The organism is Neobacillus soli NBRC 102451 (genome assembly GCF_001591665.1).
GTDB classification, from domain to species: Bacteria; Bacillota; Bacilli; order Bacillales; family Cytobacillaceae; genus Neobacillus; species Neobacillus soli.
In genome coordinates, this window is record NZ_BCVI01000021.1 from 24,579 (window position 1) to 42,649 (window position 18,071).

At 40.4% G+C, this 18,071-nt stretch carries 5 protein-coding genes; 3 read left to right on the top strand and 2 right to left on the bottom strand.

Annotated features, from left to right (window positions below):
• Positions 1-212: 212 nt before the first annotated feature.
• Positions 213-3,239 carry a S8 family serine peptidase gene (locus BSO02S_RS08495; RefSeq protein ID WP_142303688.1) on the top strand — a complete coding sequence of 1,009 codons (3,027 nt, stop codon included), beginning with the start codon at positions 213-215 and terminating at the stop codon, positions 3,237-3,239.
• 47 nt (positions 3,240-3,286) lie between these two features.
• Here BSO02S_RS08495 and tagU read toward each other — a convergent pair whose 3' ends face one another.
• Complete coding sequence (gene tagU, locus BSO02S_RS08500) at positions 3,287-4,216, bottom strand: polyisoprenyl-teichoic acid--peptidoglycan teichoic acid transferase TagU (protein WP_066065353.1); 930 nt, start codon at positions 4,214-4,216, stop codon at positions 3,287-3,289.
• A gap of 284 nt (positions 4,217-4,500) precedes the next feature.
• Between tagU and BSO02S_RS08505 the strand changes: the two genes are divergently transcribed.
• Positions 4,501-9,474 carry a bifunctional 2',3'-cyclic-nucleotide 2'-phosphodiesterase/3'-nucleotidase gene (locus BSO02S_RS08505; RefSeq protein WP_142303689.1) on the top strand — a complete coding sequence of 1,658 codons (4,974 nt, stop codon included), beginning with the start codon at positions 4,501-4,503 and terminating at the stop codon, positions 9,472-9,474.
• A 59-nt stretch (positions 9,475-9,533) separates the two neighbouring features.
• On the opposite strand, the gene BSO02S_RS08510 is transcribed toward BSO02S_RS08505, so the two are convergent.
• On the bottom strand, positions 9,534-10,730 hold the full coding sequence (locus tag BSO02S_RS08510) for a HupE/UreJ family protein (protein ID WP_066065355.1): 1,197 nt from the start codon (positions 10,728-10,730) through the stop codon (positions 9,534-9,536).
• Between the two features lie 273 nt (positions 10,731-11,003).
• On the opposite strand from BSO02S_RS08510, the gene BSO02S_RS08515 reads away from it, so the two are divergent.
• A complete protein-coding gene (locus BSO02S_RS08515; protein WP_084374954.1) occupies positions 11,004-17,933 on the top strand; it encodes an Ig-like domain-containing protein in 6,930 nt (2,309 codons plus the stop codon).
• Positions 17,934-18,071 lie beyond the last annotated feature (138 nt).

Consider the following 18,071-nt stretch of genomic DNA (forward strand, 5'->3'; position numbering starts at 1 on the left):
CAATAGGATGTAAATATGGTGTCAGGCACCGCTCGTGGACAAACTAGTAGTTTTGTGTACCTGGGGTGGACAGTGCGGATTAATTAACCCTCATTCTAGTAAAATATTCTATAAGTATTTTTTTACCAACTCCCCCTTAATCCTAGGTAAAAATGGTAGAATGAATATTAAATAGACACATATTATACCTGAATATTAATGGGGGAGAATTAGTGAGATACATATACTCATTTAGCTTGCTGCTGTTAAGCTTGTTATTTATGTCATCAGCCGCCAGTGCTGATGAGATCAACGTCCATCCAAAAAAGATCAACCCGGATGTCCTGTTTAAGGATAAAGCGGAATTTGTTGAGGAAGAGATTATCGTAAAATTTGCGTCAAATACTTCCCAAGATGAGCGGAATACCCTTCTTAAGCAAGTAAATGCAACGGAAGAGTCCACGTTAGAGGAGGGGGACTTGTCCTTTATTAAAGTCTCACCCGGTACAAATTTAGCCACAGCGGCCAAAATTCTGTTGAAAAGTAAACAAGTGGTATCGGTAGAACCAAACTACAAATTCAAAAAAACCTATATTCCGGCAGAACCCAGCTATAAAAAACAATGGTACTTGGAAAAAATTCGAATGCCTAAAGCATGGGACATAACAAAGGGATCACCGGCGATTACGGTGGCAGTGATTGATGGCGGGGTACAGAAGGATCATCCTGAGTTAAAAGGGAAAATCGTCAGCCCTTTTAATACGGTTACCGGAAATTCCAATTATACTCCAGATGAGCATGCCACCCATGTCGCGGGAATTATTGCTGCCAGCTTCAATAAGGCTGGGATTGCAGGCATTGCACCAAATGTGAAAATCATGCCCATCAATGTCTTTGATGCCCAGGATAAAGCAAATACCGAATATGTCGTCCGGGCGATTAAATATGCTGTCGATCACCACGCAGATATTATAAATATGAGTTTAGGAACCCCGAATAATAGCGGCCCGATAAATTTTATTACCAGCTATGCGAAATCAAAAGGTGTGCTACTCATCGCGGCCGCAGGAAATTCGGACAGCTTTCAACCGGAGTATCCTGCCGCATGTGAGGCTGTCTTGGGTGTAAGTGCAACGGATCAGTTTGATAACATTGCCGGCTTTTCCAACCATGGGTATTATATTGATCTTGCCGCTCCAGGAGTGAATATTTATTCTACTGTGGCCGGAAGCTCCTATGCTTCTTTAAATGGAACATCAATGGCTGCGCCGATTGTAACGGGAGTTGCGGCACTTATTCGCTCGAAAAATCCATTTTTAACCCCCAGCCAGGTAGAAGCTATTCTTAAAAAATCAACCCTTGACTTAGGTGCAAAGGGCTGGGATGACTATTATGGGAATGGGAGAATCGATGCATTTAAGGCTGTCTCTAATACGCCAATGCCTATTTCAAGCATCACTGCGCCAAAAACATTCACAATGACTGGAAATAATAAGGCTTCATTTTCCCTCCAAGCAACTGGAAATACAAAGGTTTCCATCTACCTTCAAACATCCAGTGGAAAAACAGTGCGGAAGATACTTACCAACAAAGCATCAACCGGAGCAAAAATTTCAGCTTCCTGGGATGGGAAAACAGATAGCAAAAAATATGCAGCCTCAGGTACCTACAAGGTGCTGGCAAAGGTAACAAATAGTAAAGATACACTATATAAAAGCACCGTAATTAAGGTAGTCAACCGCACAAAAGCTGATATTTTGGTGTCAGGCACCTATTCATATTCACCTAAAGTGAGCGGGAAGATTACCATTCCTTTTGAGCTGACGCAAAAGGTTAAGGTAACAGCGGTTATGACGGATAAAAAAGGGAAAACGGTAAAGAAAATTCTTTCTAATCAATCCTTATCAGCGGGTAAACATTCCTTAGTATGGAATGGGACAAATGCCAAAGGGCAAAGCGTGAAGGATTCAACCTATACCCTAAAAATGTACTTTATCGATAGTCAAAATAAAAAGGGAACGGAAAAAAAGGTCCCAATAAATGTGGACACGGTTTCTCCCTTTGCCAAGCTGAGGCAAACCATGTCATTATTTAAAATGGACAATACAAGCAATCACACAGCCAAGCTTAACCTGAAGGAAAGCGCAAATCTAGTTGTCTATGTCCGAAATGAAAAAGGCGGCACAGTTAAAAAGTTACTTAATAACCCATACAAAGCAGGTACCGTCACGATTAGCTGGAATGGAAAGAATGACAAGAATGAACTTGTTCTAGAAGGGAAATACCAGTATGATGTGCAGTTGAAGGATCTGGCCGGAAACAAAACTATGTTCAAAGGCAGCGCATTTACCGTACAGGATTGGCGGAGCCCGACCATCAAGGCTGGTAAAGATTTTTATTTAAAAAACAAAGCGATGATGTCCATTGGCTACAATGTAAGCAAATCAGGTACGGTAACGATTGGAATGTATCAAGGAAGTACACTGATAAAAACAATCAAAACAAAGGCCTCTGAAAATGCTGGGAATCAATCCTTTCAATGGGATGGAACGGATACAGCTAATCAGCAAGTGCCAGACGGAGATTATCAATTTAAAATCAGAGTCGAGGATAAATATCGTTTAGCGCAAACCTTCACAGGAAACATCCATGTCGAGATAACCAAAATAGAAATTAGCTATCCTTCGGTTGTTATGTTCTACCCTAATCAGGACACGGTTAGTGAAGTATATTACAGGCTGTCAAAACCCGCAAAAGTCACTATCGAAATATGGGATCAATATAATCGAAAGGTGAAAACGGTGAAGCAAAACGAAGCCGTTAACGAAGGAATCCGGAATTTCCGTTGGGACGGAAAGAACGACAAGGGTGGATATGAACAAGGAACCTACTATTATTTTTTGATCACAGCGGAAAATGATTACGGCAAGAAATTAACGGTAAAAGGCAAAATAACCGCTGAGGCTGACCCATCGTGGCTGCAAAATCATAGCATAGCGTTTCACGATTCACCGGACCACTCCTTTTATCATGATAAACTGTTTTGGAATATCAAAACATCGCAGCCCATCACGGCGACGCTTTATGTGTATGACTATGATGGAGGATCCTTGCTGGAGAAAAAGACCTATACGGTTAAAACAGGTACTCCTACGATTACCTATACGAAACCCACAATTAACTACTTATTTTATCTGCTGGCCTATCGCGATGCATTGGGCAATCAATACTGGTATCAAGTAGATGAATGGGATTATTGAAAAAGAAAAACTCTGCCTAAAGCATAAGGCAGAGTTTTTTCGTAAAATTATTTAATTCCCAGCTGTGTTTTTAATTCGTTTTGAATTCGCTGTTTTTCATCATCGGGAACAATGTAGTAATAAATTTTATTAATCTTTTTTCCGTCACCTTTGATGGTCATTTGTTCAACGTTGCCTGCAGCACTCCGGTAATTCTTTTGAATATCCATCATTTGATTAAACGTTAGACTTGTTCTGACATTATTGCCAAGCGCTTCAAAAATACTATGATATTTTGTGAGCGAAGAGAGGCTAGCACCTTCTCTAAGAACCCCTTGAATAATTTCACGCTGACGTAATTGGCGGCCAAAATCACCGCGGGGATCTTCATGTCTCATTCGGGTAAAGGATAGAGCCTGTTTCCCATTCAATGTCACTTGTCCCTTTGGAAAATGGTTACCATCTTGAGTAAAGTCTAAATCATTGTTTACAGTTATCCCGCCAACCGCATCAACAATATCCTTAAAGCCTTCCATATTCACCTTTACAAAATAATCAATTGGAATGTCCAAGAAATGTTCCACCGTATTCATAGACATTTCTTCATTACCAAACGCGTAGGCATGATTAATTTTATCCTCGGTCCCTTTACCGATAATTTCCGTCCGTGTATCACGGGGAATACTCAGCATCTTAACAGAGTTAAGCTTTGGATTAACCGCTAATACAATCATGGTATCAGAACGGCCCTTGTCCCCTTTACGCTGATCGACACCCAAGAGCAGGACAGAAAAAGGTTCCTTATTCTTTAAAGATACATCCTCCGTCCGTTTATCGGACTTTCGATCGATTGGCTGATGCATCGTATCAACCGCATTTGTTAATGATTTATAAACAGAAAAGGCATAAACCCCAATTCCAAGTAATAGCACTAATAAAACAATTCCAGTCACGCGGAGCCATTTTTTCTTCTTCTTTTTATGCTTCTCAGCTCTCATCAATTTACCTCCAATATGAAATGTTAAACCAAGTATTAGAATAGCAGATTTTATCAAAATTTCATACATTTATTTGAAAAGGTTACATTTTTAAACTGGCTGATTTAGCAGGATTTATTACAAAATAGACAGGTGAAATAGTGGGAATTAGGTTACAAAATAGTTTAGAAACTGTGAAGATTTTAAACTTATTGTAAAATTAACAAATAAGTCTATTAATCTTTCTAAAAAATTAGTAGAATAATAAAGCAATACAAATAATTTTGTCGAAGGGCGGAAGATTTGTGAAGAGAAAGATTAAAAGGGGCATGAAAAGGCGGTTGTTTAATAGTACTCTAGCTGTTGCCTTAGCGCTAACAACCGTTCCATTAAATATTTTCCCACATACTGCGAAAGCCGAAGGAACAGGAAGTACTGCTACTCTTCGTATCTTGGAAACTACGGACCTGCATTCTAATGTCATGCCGTACGATTATTTCAAAGATGCACCCGTAACTAATTATGGATTAGCAAAAACAGCGACATTAATTCAGCAAGCTAGATCTGAAAAGGCAAATTCCATGCTTTTTGATGCTGGTGATACGATTCAAGGAAACCCGCTTGCCAGTTACGTGGCAAAGGTAAACAAACTTGGACCGAATGACACACATCCTATTTACAAGGCAATGAACCATTTGGAATATGATGCAGGAATCGTCGGTAACCATGAATTTAACTATGGATTAGACTACTTAAAGGATGTTATGCAGGAAGTTAAGTTCCCGATTGTAAACGCTAACATCTATAAAGACGATCATGATTCAAATCCAGATAATGATGTGAACTACTTTACGCCATACCAAATTCTTGACAAAAAGATTATCGATGATCAAGGGAAAGAATCAACCATAAAGGTTGGGGTTATTGGATTTGCTCCACCGCAAATTATGCGTTGGGATAAAGACAACTTAGCTGGTAACGTCATTACAAAAGATATTAAGAAACAAGCAGAGAAATTCATTCCAGAAATGAAAGCAAAAGGCGCGGACGTGATTGTCGCGATTGCCCACTCTGGTTGTGATATTGCTGAAGCAGGACAAGAAGAAGCGGAAAATGCTGTTTATGACTTAACAAAAGTTCCTGGCATTGATGCCATGCTTTTTGGACATGCTCACTTGAACTTCCCTGGCGATGCATCATTTAACACTAAGGCCGGAATTGATAATACAAAAGGTACCATCAACGGTGTTCAAGCTGTTGAAGCAGGATTCTGGGGCAATAACCTTGGTGTGCTTGACTTAGCACTAGTTCAAGATGCTAGCGGCAAATGGACTGTCGATAAGACGAACTCTAAATCTGTTAACCGTCCAGTTGATGCTAATACTGCTTTAGACCAAACCATTGTTAAGGATGTACAAAAAGTCCATGATGAGACGATTAATTATGTACGTGGAAAAATTGGTGATACTGAGATTCCAATGCATAGCTTCTTCACCCGCGTAATGGATGATGCGTCTACCCAAATTGTTAACGCAGCACAAATGGATTACGTAAACAAATGGATTAAGGCAAATGCGCCAGAATATAAGGATATTCCTGTACTTTCAGCTGCAGCGCCATTTAAAGGCGGACGCGGTGGTGTGTCTGACTATACAAACATTGAAAAAGGACCTGTCGCCATTAAGGGAGCTGCTGATTTATATCTTTTTGATAATACATTAAAAGCAGTTGAAGTTACTGGAGACCAAGTTAAGCGCTGGTTAGAAATTTCAGCATCACAATTCAATACGATTGACCCGAACAAAGCAGGAAATCAAGACTTACTTGATTATGATTTCCGTCCTTACAATTATGATGTCATTGATGGGGTTAAATACCAAATCGATGTAACAAAGCCTGTTGGACAGCGTATAGTTAAATTGACAATGTTGGATGGAAAAGCTGTAGATCCAGCTCAGAAATTTATTGTTGCAACCAATAACTACCGTGCAGGCGGCAGCGGCGGTTTACCTGAATTGAAGGATGCCAAAGTTGTCGTAGATTCTCCATTTGAAAACCGTCAAATTTTAATGGATTATATTAGTGCTCAAGGCACAATTAACCCAGTGGCAGACAACAACTGGAAGATTGCTCCTGTTGGCGGAGTTGCAAAAGTAGTATTCAACTCTGCTCCTGAAGCAAAACCATATCTTGGCCAAACACCAAACGTTAAAGACCTTGGTGCATCAACAACAAAACCAGGATACGAGCTATTTGAACTGGACCAGAACGTTCATGTTCAATTACTAGGGATCAACGATCTTCATGGTCAATTAGATTATAAAACAACTGTTAATGGACAATCTGTAGGTGGAATTGAATACCTAGCTGGTTATTTGAAAGAAAGAGAAGCAACAAACCCTTCTAATACATTAATGGTTCAAGCGGGAGACGCAGTAGGTGCAAGCCGTCCAGTATCTGCCCTTTTACAGGATGAGCCAACCATTCGCTTCTTAAATGAACTTGGTTTCGATGTAGGGACAATTGGTAACCACGAATTTGATGAAGGTGTAGCAGAAATGAAGCGCCTAATCTATGGTGGTGCGCATCCGTCAACCGAAAAAGATTTTGGTGCATTTGAAGGTGCGAGTTTCCCATACGTTGTGGCTAACGTTGAGGATGAAAACACTGGAAAATTAATTTTACCTCCATATGTAGTAAAAGAAGTGGATGGCGTGAAAATTGGCTTTATCGGTGTTGTTACAACAGAAACACCAACTATCGTTACTCCAAGTGGTGTAGCTGGAGTGAAATTCACAGATGAAGCAACGGCAATTAACAAATACGCTGCCGAGTTAAAATCACAAGGCATTAAGTCAATCGTTGTCCTTGCCCATAATGCTGGAACATCAAGTACTGATGGCACGAACGCAAAAGGAAGCGTAGTTGACATTGCTAAAAAGGTTGATAAAGAAGTTGACGTCATCTATGGTGCACATGACCATGCTTATCTAAATGCTGATGTCGATGGCAAATTACTTGTCCAATCTTATTCTTACGGAACAGCATTCTCTGATATTGATTTAACAATTGATCCAATTACACAAGATGTTGTAACGAAAAAGGGTGAGATTGTAAGAACATTCCAAAATAAAGAGCATCTTGATGCAAAAATCAAAGCAGAGATTGATAAGTATCAAGCATATATCGCTCCAATCGTTAGTGTAGTAGTTGGAGACGCTGCAAACGTAATTACTAAAAAGGTAAATGCATCTGGAGAAAACGCAATGGGGAACTTAATTGCAGACTCCATGCGTGTCCAAACAGGCGCGCAATTTGGATTTATGAATGCTGGCGGCGTTCGTGATGAAATTAAAAAAGCTGGCCCGATTACTTGGGGAGATTTATTTGCAGTCCAGCCATTTGGTAATGATGTTGTTACAGAAAAAATTACTGGTGCGCAAGTAAGAATCTTGCTTAACCAACAATGGTCTGAAACGAGTTATGCAAAAATTATGCTAATCTCTGGTTTGACCTACACATGGTCAGATAAACTATCAATCGGAAATAAGATCCTTGATATTTACTTGCCAGATGGTTCAAAAATTGATCCAAAAGCTGTATATACTGTAGCTGTCAATAACTTTATGGCTGACGGCGGAGATGGATTCACCATCCTTAAAGAGGGTAAAGACAGAGTAACGCAAAAAACAGATTTGGATACACTAATTGATTATGTAAAAGCACAAAAGGGTCCAATTTCATCAAAAATCGAAGGAAGAATTAAACTTGTCGATGTCACTCCTCCTGCACCACATGTTGCTGAAGTAACAGACCAATCAACAAAAGTAACAGGTAATACTGTAGCGGGTGCTCAAGTGGAAGTAAAAGCAAATGGAACAGTCATTGGTTCTGAGACTGCTTCTGCAAATGGAAACTTTTCAGTCGCTATTCCTGTTCAAAAAGCAGGAACGGACCTAGTTGTTATCGCAACTGATTCTGCCATGAACGTTAGTTATGACAAAAAAGTAAAAGTAACAGATGTAACTGCCCCATCAGCACCTTCCGTTGATGAAGTTACAGACCAATCAACAAAAGTAACTGGTAAAGCTGAGGCTGGTTCACTAGTTGAAGTAAAAGCAAATGGAACAGTCATTGGTTCTACTACTGCTTCTGAAGATGGAAGCTATACAGTGGTTATTCCAGTTCAACCTGCTTTAACGGAACTAATTGTTACAGCAACCGATGCCGCTCAAAATGTTAGTAAAGAAACTATAGTTAAAGTAATTGATGTAACAGATCCAAATGCTCCTTCCTTAGATCCTGTTACCAATAAAGATGTTAAAATTACTGGACATGCGGAAAAAGGCACAAAGGTTGTTATCTCTGATGGAAAAGACTTGAAAATTACTCTTTTTGCAGATGATGAAGGTAATTTTACCGCTCAATTATTACAACCATTTAAAGAAGGTACAGTATTGTATGTATTTTCTATTGATGCTGCAATGAACGTAAGTCCTATAAACATGACTACGGTATTAGATGTCATTGCTCCAAATGCACCAAGCGTAAACAAAGTTGGAGATTCTGATAAAAAAGTAACAGGTAAGGCAGAAGCTGGTTCGACTGTGACTGTTTTAGCAGGAAAAACTGTTCTTGGCAGTGCAACGACTGACAATAATGGTAACTTCTCTGTAGCATTAAACTCAGCTCAAAAAGCAGGAACAGCCCTAACAGTTACCGTAGCTGACAAGGCTGGAAATGCAAGCCCAGCTGTTAAAACTACCGTAATCGATAACACGGCTCCGGTAAAACCAGTCGTGTCTCAAGTAAAAGATTCCGATAAAAAAGTAACAGGTAAAACAGAAGCTGGTACTACTGTCACTGTAAAAGCTGGTTCGAAAGTTTTAGGAACCGCTGTGGCAGGTAAGACTGGTACATTTACGGTTACATTAAAAACAGCTCAAAAAGCAGGAACTGTTTTAACAGTAACGGCTGCAGACAAAGCTAAAAACGTAAGTGCTGCAACGACTGTAAAAGTAGTAGATAAAACAGCGCCAACGGCTCCTAAGGTTGATAAAGTAACTGCTAAAACGACCAAAGTAACGGGTAAAGCAGAAGCTTATTCTACAGTAGTAGTAAAGGTTGGAAACAAAGTGCTTGGTTCTAAAACTGCCGACAAAAATGGCAAGTTTTCAGTATCCATTTCCAAACAAAGCGCTGGAAAAGTACTTTCCGTAACCGCGAAAGACAAAGCTGGTAATGTGAGTAAAGCAAGTAAAGTAACCGTTAAGAAATAAACCAAAAAGGAAAGACCCCTGAAACAACGTTTTCAGGGGTCTTTCCTTTTAAATATTGTTTAAGCGACGATTCGCTCAATTAACCAAATTGCACCTAATAAAAAGGCAATAATGGAAACTGAAGTAATAATTTTCCGAGAATACTTCGACCGATATATGAAAGATAATAATGGTAAAAGTAATACAACGATGGCAAGTTGGACAAGTTCAATTCCGATATTAAAACTTGCTAAATCAATCGCCAATGAACTTTTTGGAAGACTCATTTCCTTTAGGATATCGGCAAAGCCCATCCCATGGATCAGCCCAAAAACAAATGTGATGGCCCAACGGTAACTAACCTTCTGCCGGAAGATGTTTTCCAAAGCGACATAACAAATACTTAAAGCAATCGCCGGTTCCACAAAACCTGAAGGTATATTAATGATGCCTAATACGGTCAATGTTAATGTAATGCTATGGGCAATTGTGAAGGCGGTAATCGTTGCTGCAATCTGTTTGAACTTTTGTCTAGCGATTAGCAGTGCCAGTAAAAATAATAAATGGTCATATCCTGTTAAAATATGATTCATCCCGAGCTTCAAAAATGAAAACCAGGAAGAAGACGCTTTCGTTTTGACAGGCTGAGATGGCACCGTCGGTTTTTGTTCGGAATTTGGCTGAACCGTTTGACCCTCTCCGGATGGCTGCTCTTGCTGTACTTCCGTTACCAGCATTGTCCAAGTCCGGTCTTTACCTTGTAATGCGGCTTCACTCGTTTCCCCCAGATAAGAAGCGGAAATCAGGTTAACATAATTTGTTCCGGTATCGTGAAAATAAAAACCATCATTAAAGACGAATGTGTCGCCAGGTGAAAATGCCGGGAAAATCATCGTAACAGACAGAAATTCTTTCGTTTCCTTTTTGACAATCTCGATTTTTTCAACCGTCGGTGTCTGTTCCTTGTTGCCATTATCGAGCGTGAGACCTTCGGTGATTAATTCCTCTATCCGATGTTCTTCCTTTTTGATTTCTGATTTTTCAATGATAAAGTTCTTGTTTGCATCAATCTTGGGGGCTAGCTCCAAAACAGATAAAGTATCAAGCGAAAAGACGATTTTGGTCTGTTTTGTATCCATTGTTATTTTTGTATAACTAGCACTATAGGCATGAGCGGCAGCATTTGAAGGAAAGATAATAAATGCAAGTAACCAAAAAGATAACAATACCAAGGTTAGAGGTCTGACTTCGGGTCGAAATTTGTTGAATAATGTCATATTGACATTCCTCCTAAACATTATACTAATATAATTTCCTGAATATACCAAATGAAAGCGTAAAACAATTTCTCCTTTATATAATCATACTTTGAACATGAATGTATACAGTAATAACATTTATTTACGAATATTTATATAATAATTTACAAAAAATATATATCTTTCAGAATAAAAATTTTGTAGAATGAGAGAGTGATAGTAATCACACCACGATAGGTAGAAATACCTAAAATCGTGAAAACAATAAATGAGGAAAAGGGTGGTTGATGGATGAGCTTTACCAATCGAAAGTTCAAGCGCATGACAAGTACGTTCATGGCGGCACTATTATTGCTTAGCACATTTTTGCCAAGTGGATTAATAGGCAAAGCCCATGCAGAGCAAGCTGACCATGTAGTAATCTCCCAAGTTTATGGTGGGGGAGGTAACGCAAATGCTCCATATAAAAATGACTTTATCGAGTTATATAATCCAACTGATAAAGCCATTGATTTAAAGGATTGGTCTGTACAATATGCTTCCAGCGGCGGCGTATTTAGTGCGATAACACCTTTAACTAAAACCATTCCTGCTCATGGCTATTACTTAATTTCTGAAGCAGCTGGTGCAGGGAACGGAGTTGACCTTCCTGCGGCGGATGATTCAGGTGCTATCGCTATGGCAGCTGGTGCAGGGAAAGTAGTATTGATGAAAACTACAACTGCACTTACAGATGGAAAGATACCTGCAGATGCAGTTGATTTCGTAGGCTATGGCGCAGCGGCAACTACCTATGAAGGTACTGGGCCTACCAAAACTCTAGATGCGAAAACAAGCGCTCAGCGCCGACCATACGCAAACGTCGACCCGGCAACCGGCAAAGGAAATGCCTGGGATACAGATGACAACGCAGCAGACTTCTTTGTAGGAGCAGTTGCAGCACCGAAAAATACAGCAAGCACACCTGAGAAGCCGATGGTTCCAGTTACAAGCCTACAGGTCAAAGGAACAAACATTCAATTTACACAAAACAGCAATAATGTAAAAGTAGTCGGTCTAGCTGATGCAGCTGAACCGGGCTCGGCGATTAATGTTTATGAAAACGCATCCAAAGGAACTGCTTTAGCTACAGCTACAGCGGCAGCTGACGGTTCATTTTCGATTAGTTTCACCTCTGATAAAGCATTACCATCCGTATTTGTTACGGCCAAGCAAGGCAATTTAGATGAGAGTACAGCGATCCAAATTAGCGTAGCAGCACCTAGCGCCGCGGTCGCTCAAGATAAATTAAGCTACAGCATCACAAGCGGCACAGGCACATTAATTGGCAGTCCAGCTACTGTAGCAACAGGTGCTATCGTGAATGTCTATCCGAACAACAATGCGAATGCTAGTGAAAAATTAGCGACCGTTACAGCGGGAACAGCAGGAGATTTTTCAACAACATTTAAAAATGCTCCGGATACCGTTTATGTAACCCAGATTACCACAAGCAGTAAGGGAATTATGCTGGAAAGTGTAGCTGTTTCCGTGACAAAGGCGGATACAACGACGATTTCCACGATTGCTGATGTTCGTAAGTCAGACGATAAAGGCCAGGCTGTGAACTTAAATAAGTTTTTCACAGTTGAAGGGGTTGCGACTGTTGACACCCAAATTCTTGGAACACAGAAGCAAAACTACTATATTCAAGACGGAACAGCAGGAATCAACATTTTTGGTGGATTAGATACGCCGTTTAAGACAGTTAAAGGCGATAAAGTCCGCGTAACAGGTAAGGTCTTACAATACAATGGCTTAGTCGAATTAGAAGCGACAGCGATTGTAAAAATCAGTGAAGGCAATCCAGTCCCGGCTCCGAAATCTCTGACGATCATGGACTTAAATACGTTTGCAGTTGCAGAGCCGCTGGAAGGAAGTCTTGTTTCAGTCACTGGTAAGGTGTCAGCCGTAGCAAGTACACCGCCAAACTGGAACGTAACCTTTGTTGACGAAAATAATAAAGCAACGACATTGCGTGTTATGGCCACAACTAAAATCAATCCAGATAACGATCTTGTGACTGGAAAGAGTTATACCGTAACAGGTGTTTTAGGTCAGTATACAACCAATGCTTCAGCAACAAACGGGTACCAATTGTATCCACGTGATCCAAAGGATATTTCACCAATTCTAGCGATCACGCACACAGCGATTAAAGAAGTGTACAAAGGTACAAGCGTAGAAATTGCCGCTAATGCCGATGGAGCAGAGTCAGTAACTGCTTATTATCGCGCTACTGGAGCGGCAGAATATACAGCATTACCAATGGTTAAGGGTAGTGAAGGCCGTTACACGGTCACATTGCCAGCAGCAAATGTACCGCAAAATGGATTTGAGTATTATATTGAAGCAAAAGCGGGCACGCAAGTACAGTCAGCTGGAACAAGTGCCACACCATATGCGGTTAAAATAATTGAAGATACGTTTGGACCAGCTATCAGCGGAGAAACGCCGCAGGATGGTACAAAAGTTGAAAGTCCAACACCTGAAATTTCAGCTTTAATCGATGACCCAAGCGGTGTCAATGAATCAACCGTACAATTATGGCTGGATGGCCAAGAGCTGAAAGCACCGGCTGCCGTCATTAGCAAAACACAAGTAAAATATACACCAGCAGCAGACCTTGAACTAGGGATACACACAGTGAAAGTAGCCGCTAAAGACGTTTTAGGCAACGCTTCTGAGAAGCAATGGACATTTGAAGTCGTGCCACGCTTTACTGGTGGAAATCATTACCGTGGAACAACACATAACCACACAAGTATTTCACATGATGCGGCAGGTTCACCTGAAGATGCACTAAAAGCAGGTAAAGCCCATCATTACGATTGGTTCGCATTCTCTGACCACTCACATGATATCGACCCAGAAAAATTGGGTGTAGATACAGTGGAGCACGGCGGTATGCAGGAGCGTACTGGCGGAGACCAATGGCAGTTAACAAAAGATTTAGCGAAGCAATACACAAAAAACAATGATTATGTTGTCTTCCCGGCATTTGAAATGACCTCGACTACATGGGGACATTCCAATATCTTCGGAACAGATAATTTCATTGACCGAAATATTAATGGCAAGCAATACCAAGACTTAAACAAGTATTACGCATGGGTCATGACATACGATGACATCGTTGGTCAATTTAACCACCCAGATATGTCTGCAAATGCTTTTAATAATTTTAAGCCATACAATAAAGACTTAGACAAGTTATTTACAATGCTAGAAGTGGGTAACGGTTCTGGTCACTATGGTTATGCCAATGCAGAAGGCAAATTCTTCTCAGCATTAGACCTTGGCTGGCATGTCGCTCCAACTTATGGGGAAGACAACCACGATGGCACATGGGGCCAAACGAATGCCCGTACGGTTATCGTTTCCGATGATTTGTCACAAGATTCGTTAATGCACGCAATGCGGAATATGCGCGTGTACATGGAAGAGGATCCAAACTTTAAGTTAGATGTTTTAGCAAATGGCTACTACATGGGCTCAACTGTTGATAGCAAGAAGTTAAATTTTAAAATCACAGGAAGCGATCCAGTAGCAGAAAAACGCAATAGCACAGATTACAGCTATCTGCCAACAAGCTATAAATCAGATGATAGAGTAAAATTGGTTGAATTGGTTTCAAACAGCGGCAAAGTCGTTGCCTCTGCGTCACCAATGACTGCTGACTTTGAATGGAATCCAGAGTATACCGTAACAGGCGGCCAGCAATGGTTTGTTGTCAGGGTTACGCAAATGGATGGCGAACGAATTTATTCAGCGCCAATCTGGTCAAAAGAAGAATCAGTTGATGTGAAGGTAAACGGGATTGATATTGACGGCGGCGTTATTATTGGCGGCAACCCTGCTAAATTAACAGCGACTGTAGCCAATAATGGTAAAGAAGCGATCAAGAATTTGAAAGTAGACTTCTATTACGATGAAGTGAAACCGGAGAATTTTATCGGTACCAATAATATCTCATCGATTTTATCAAAAGGATCTGCCGGAGCAACGGCTACATGGCCAACTCCATTGAAGGGCGACCATCAGCTCATTGTTGTCGTAACATCAACCGACGGTCTCGATATTGGTGATGTGAAGTATACAATGCCTGTAAAAATTAAAGAGCCGCTAGGAGTTACGGTGTTAATTGATGCAGCGCACGGCAATGAAAATACAAGTGGTGACAGTGGTACGTATAAAGACAACTTAAAAGCATTTACACTAATGCTTCAAAAAGAAGGCTATACAGTCACAGAAAATAAAGTAGCGCTTACTGATGAAGCATTAACTAATGTAAAAGTCTTAGTGTTAACTCATGCAAGAACAGCGCTAACAGCGGCTGAAAGAGCAGCAGTTACCAAGTTTATCAACAATGGCGGTTCGTTATTAATGGCTGGAAAGAGTAATAATGGCTCAACAGATCCAACCGTTAATAATCCATTATTAACTGATATCGGAACTCAAATCCGCATGGGGAATGATGGCGTATTTGATGATAGCAAGACAGGCAACTTCTGGGGTGATCCAGCTGTTAGCCCGTTTGCAGTCCGAGTCCATCCAGGATTAGTGTCCAATTATATGACCGACCGCGTAAGTTTTATTGATTACTATAGCGGTACTAGTCTTTCTGGCCCTAGCAATACGGCCTTAACAGAAGGCGGTAAGGTTACAATTTTAGCAAAAGGAAATGAAACAACGTACCAAGGCAATATCAAAGGCGGTTATACCTATGATGCTGTCTCCGATGCAACAGGCGGTTCAGCGATTCCGTTAATTGCGTCTGAAGAAATTGGCGCAAATGGCCGGATCGTGGTTTCCGGAATGAACATCTTCAATGACAAACAGATGGATGAGTCATTTGAACCTAAAGGCAATGACGAAATGACGATTAATGCCGTCAACTGGTTAGCACATCGCGAAACGAAAGTAATGAAAATCGCCGATGCCCGCAAACTAGCTGATGATACGAATGTCGTCGTAGAAGGAACGGTAACAACTGCTGCCGGTGTATTCTTCGATGCCTTCTATCTACAAGATGATACGAACGGAATTATGGCCTACCTTGAAGTTCCAGATGGATCTTTAAAAGCAGGCGATAAAGTACGTGTGTATGGACACATTAAGACGTTCGAAAATAACATAGAATTAGAGTTTACAAGCTTTGCTAAAGATGTTATCAAGCTTGGAAAAGGCACGCCTACTCAACCGAAGCAGGTAGCGACTGGGGAAGCAACATCAGCTGCCAACCAAGGTCTACTTGTGAAGGTAAAAGGAACAGTTGTCTCGAAGTACGATGAAAACTCTTATGTGATCAATGACGGTTCTGGCGACTTGATCGTGTTTACAGATGGTTATATCGTGAACCAAAGCAATGTTCCTGTACCTGTTCTTAAAAAGGGTGACACGTTAGAAGCTGTTGGACTTTCCGGTGCATTTGCACAGGGTGAACGAATCCGTGTCAGAGATACTAGAGAGTTATCAGGAACTGCAGCTCCTGATACTACAGCACCAGAAGTAACAGGTGTAGAGAATAACGGTATTTATAATAAGGATGTAATTATTTCCTTTAACGAAGGAACTGCAACCTTAAATGAAAAAGCTTTTACCAATGGAACCGTAGTTTCTGAAGAAGGAATCTACACATTAGTGGTAACCGATGAAGCAGGAAACAAAACAACTGTTTCGTTCACCATTGATAAAACGGCTCCAGTAGTTAGTGGAGTTGAAGATGGTTTCTACAATCATGAGGTAACGATCACATTCGATGAAGGAACAGCGACATTAAATAGTGAAGCGTTCAAGAGTGGGACGACTGTAAGTGAAGAAGGAACCTACACATTAGTGGTAACAGATAAAGCTGGAAATAGTACAGTCGTGAACTTTGCGATTGATAAAACAGCACCGTCCGTAACAGGTGTAGCAGACAATAGTTACTATAATCATGATGTAACGATTACCTTTGATAAAGGGACAGCTACATTAAATGGTAATGAGTTCAAAAGTGAAACAGTAGTAAGTGACGAAGGCCCTTACACATTAGTGGTAACAGATAAAGCAGGAAACGTTACTACTGTTAAATTCACGATTGATAAAACGGCTCCAGTAGTTAGCGGCGTAGAAAACAATGGCCTTTACAACCATGATGTTACCGTTTCATTTAATGAATTAGGTGGATTATTAGATGGGAATCCAGTGCCATCAGGAACGATCGTTTCCAAGGATGGAACCCACTTACTAGTGGTAACAGATCTAGCAGGAAACGTAACAACGGTTGTGTTCACGATTGATAAAACAGCTCCAATTGTTACTGGTGTTAAAAACAACGGTCTTTACAATATGGATGTGACAGTTTCCTTTAATGAAGGAACAGCCACTTTAAATGGTAAAGCAGTAAAAACTGGTACAGTAGTTAAAACAAATGGAGTTTACACAGTAGTGGTAACCGACGCAGCTGGAAACAAAACAACTGTGAAGTTCACGATTGATAAAACAGCTCCGGTCGTAACTGGTGTTAGCAATAACGGTCTTTACAATAAAGATGTAAAAGTTTCATTTAATGAAGGAACAGCGACATTAAATGGTAAAGCAGTGAAATCTGGGACAGTAGTTAAAACAAACGGAATTTATACAGTAGTTGTAACCGATGCAGCCGGAAACAAAACAACTGTGAAGTTCACGATTGATAAAACTGCTCCAACTGCACCAAAGATTAATCAGGTCACTGATAAATCTACAAAAGTAACGGGTAAGGCAGAGGTTAATGCGACTGTTAAGCTATACATTGCAGGAAAATATCAACGCAGTGTTACAGCTGACAAGTCTGGTAACTATAGCTTTACAATCAAAACGCAAAAAGCTGGAACAGAAATCAAAGTGACAGCAACAGATAAAGCTGGAAATGTTAGCAAAGCGACAACGGTGAAAGTAGTAGATAAAACAGCTCCATCAACACCAAAAGTTGATAAAGTAACTGTGAAATCTACGAAAGTAACAGGAAAAGCGGAAGCTGGCTCAAAAGTTGTTGTCAAAGTTGGCAGCAAAGTTATCGGAAAAGCCACTGCCGATAAAAAAGGCAATTTCTCGGCTAAGATAGCTAAACAAACAGCAGGTAAAACGATTTCCGTTACGGCAACAGATAAAGCTGGTAATGTAAGCAACGCGAAAAAAGTAACTATAGTGAAATAATGCTTCAAAAAATACCCTCGAAATTACTTCGAGGGTATTTTTTATGGGAATTTGTTGTATTTTACTAGATAAAAAGACACATGGCGAATATATCATTACTATTTATAGTAGAAAAATATAAATCCCCCCTAATATACT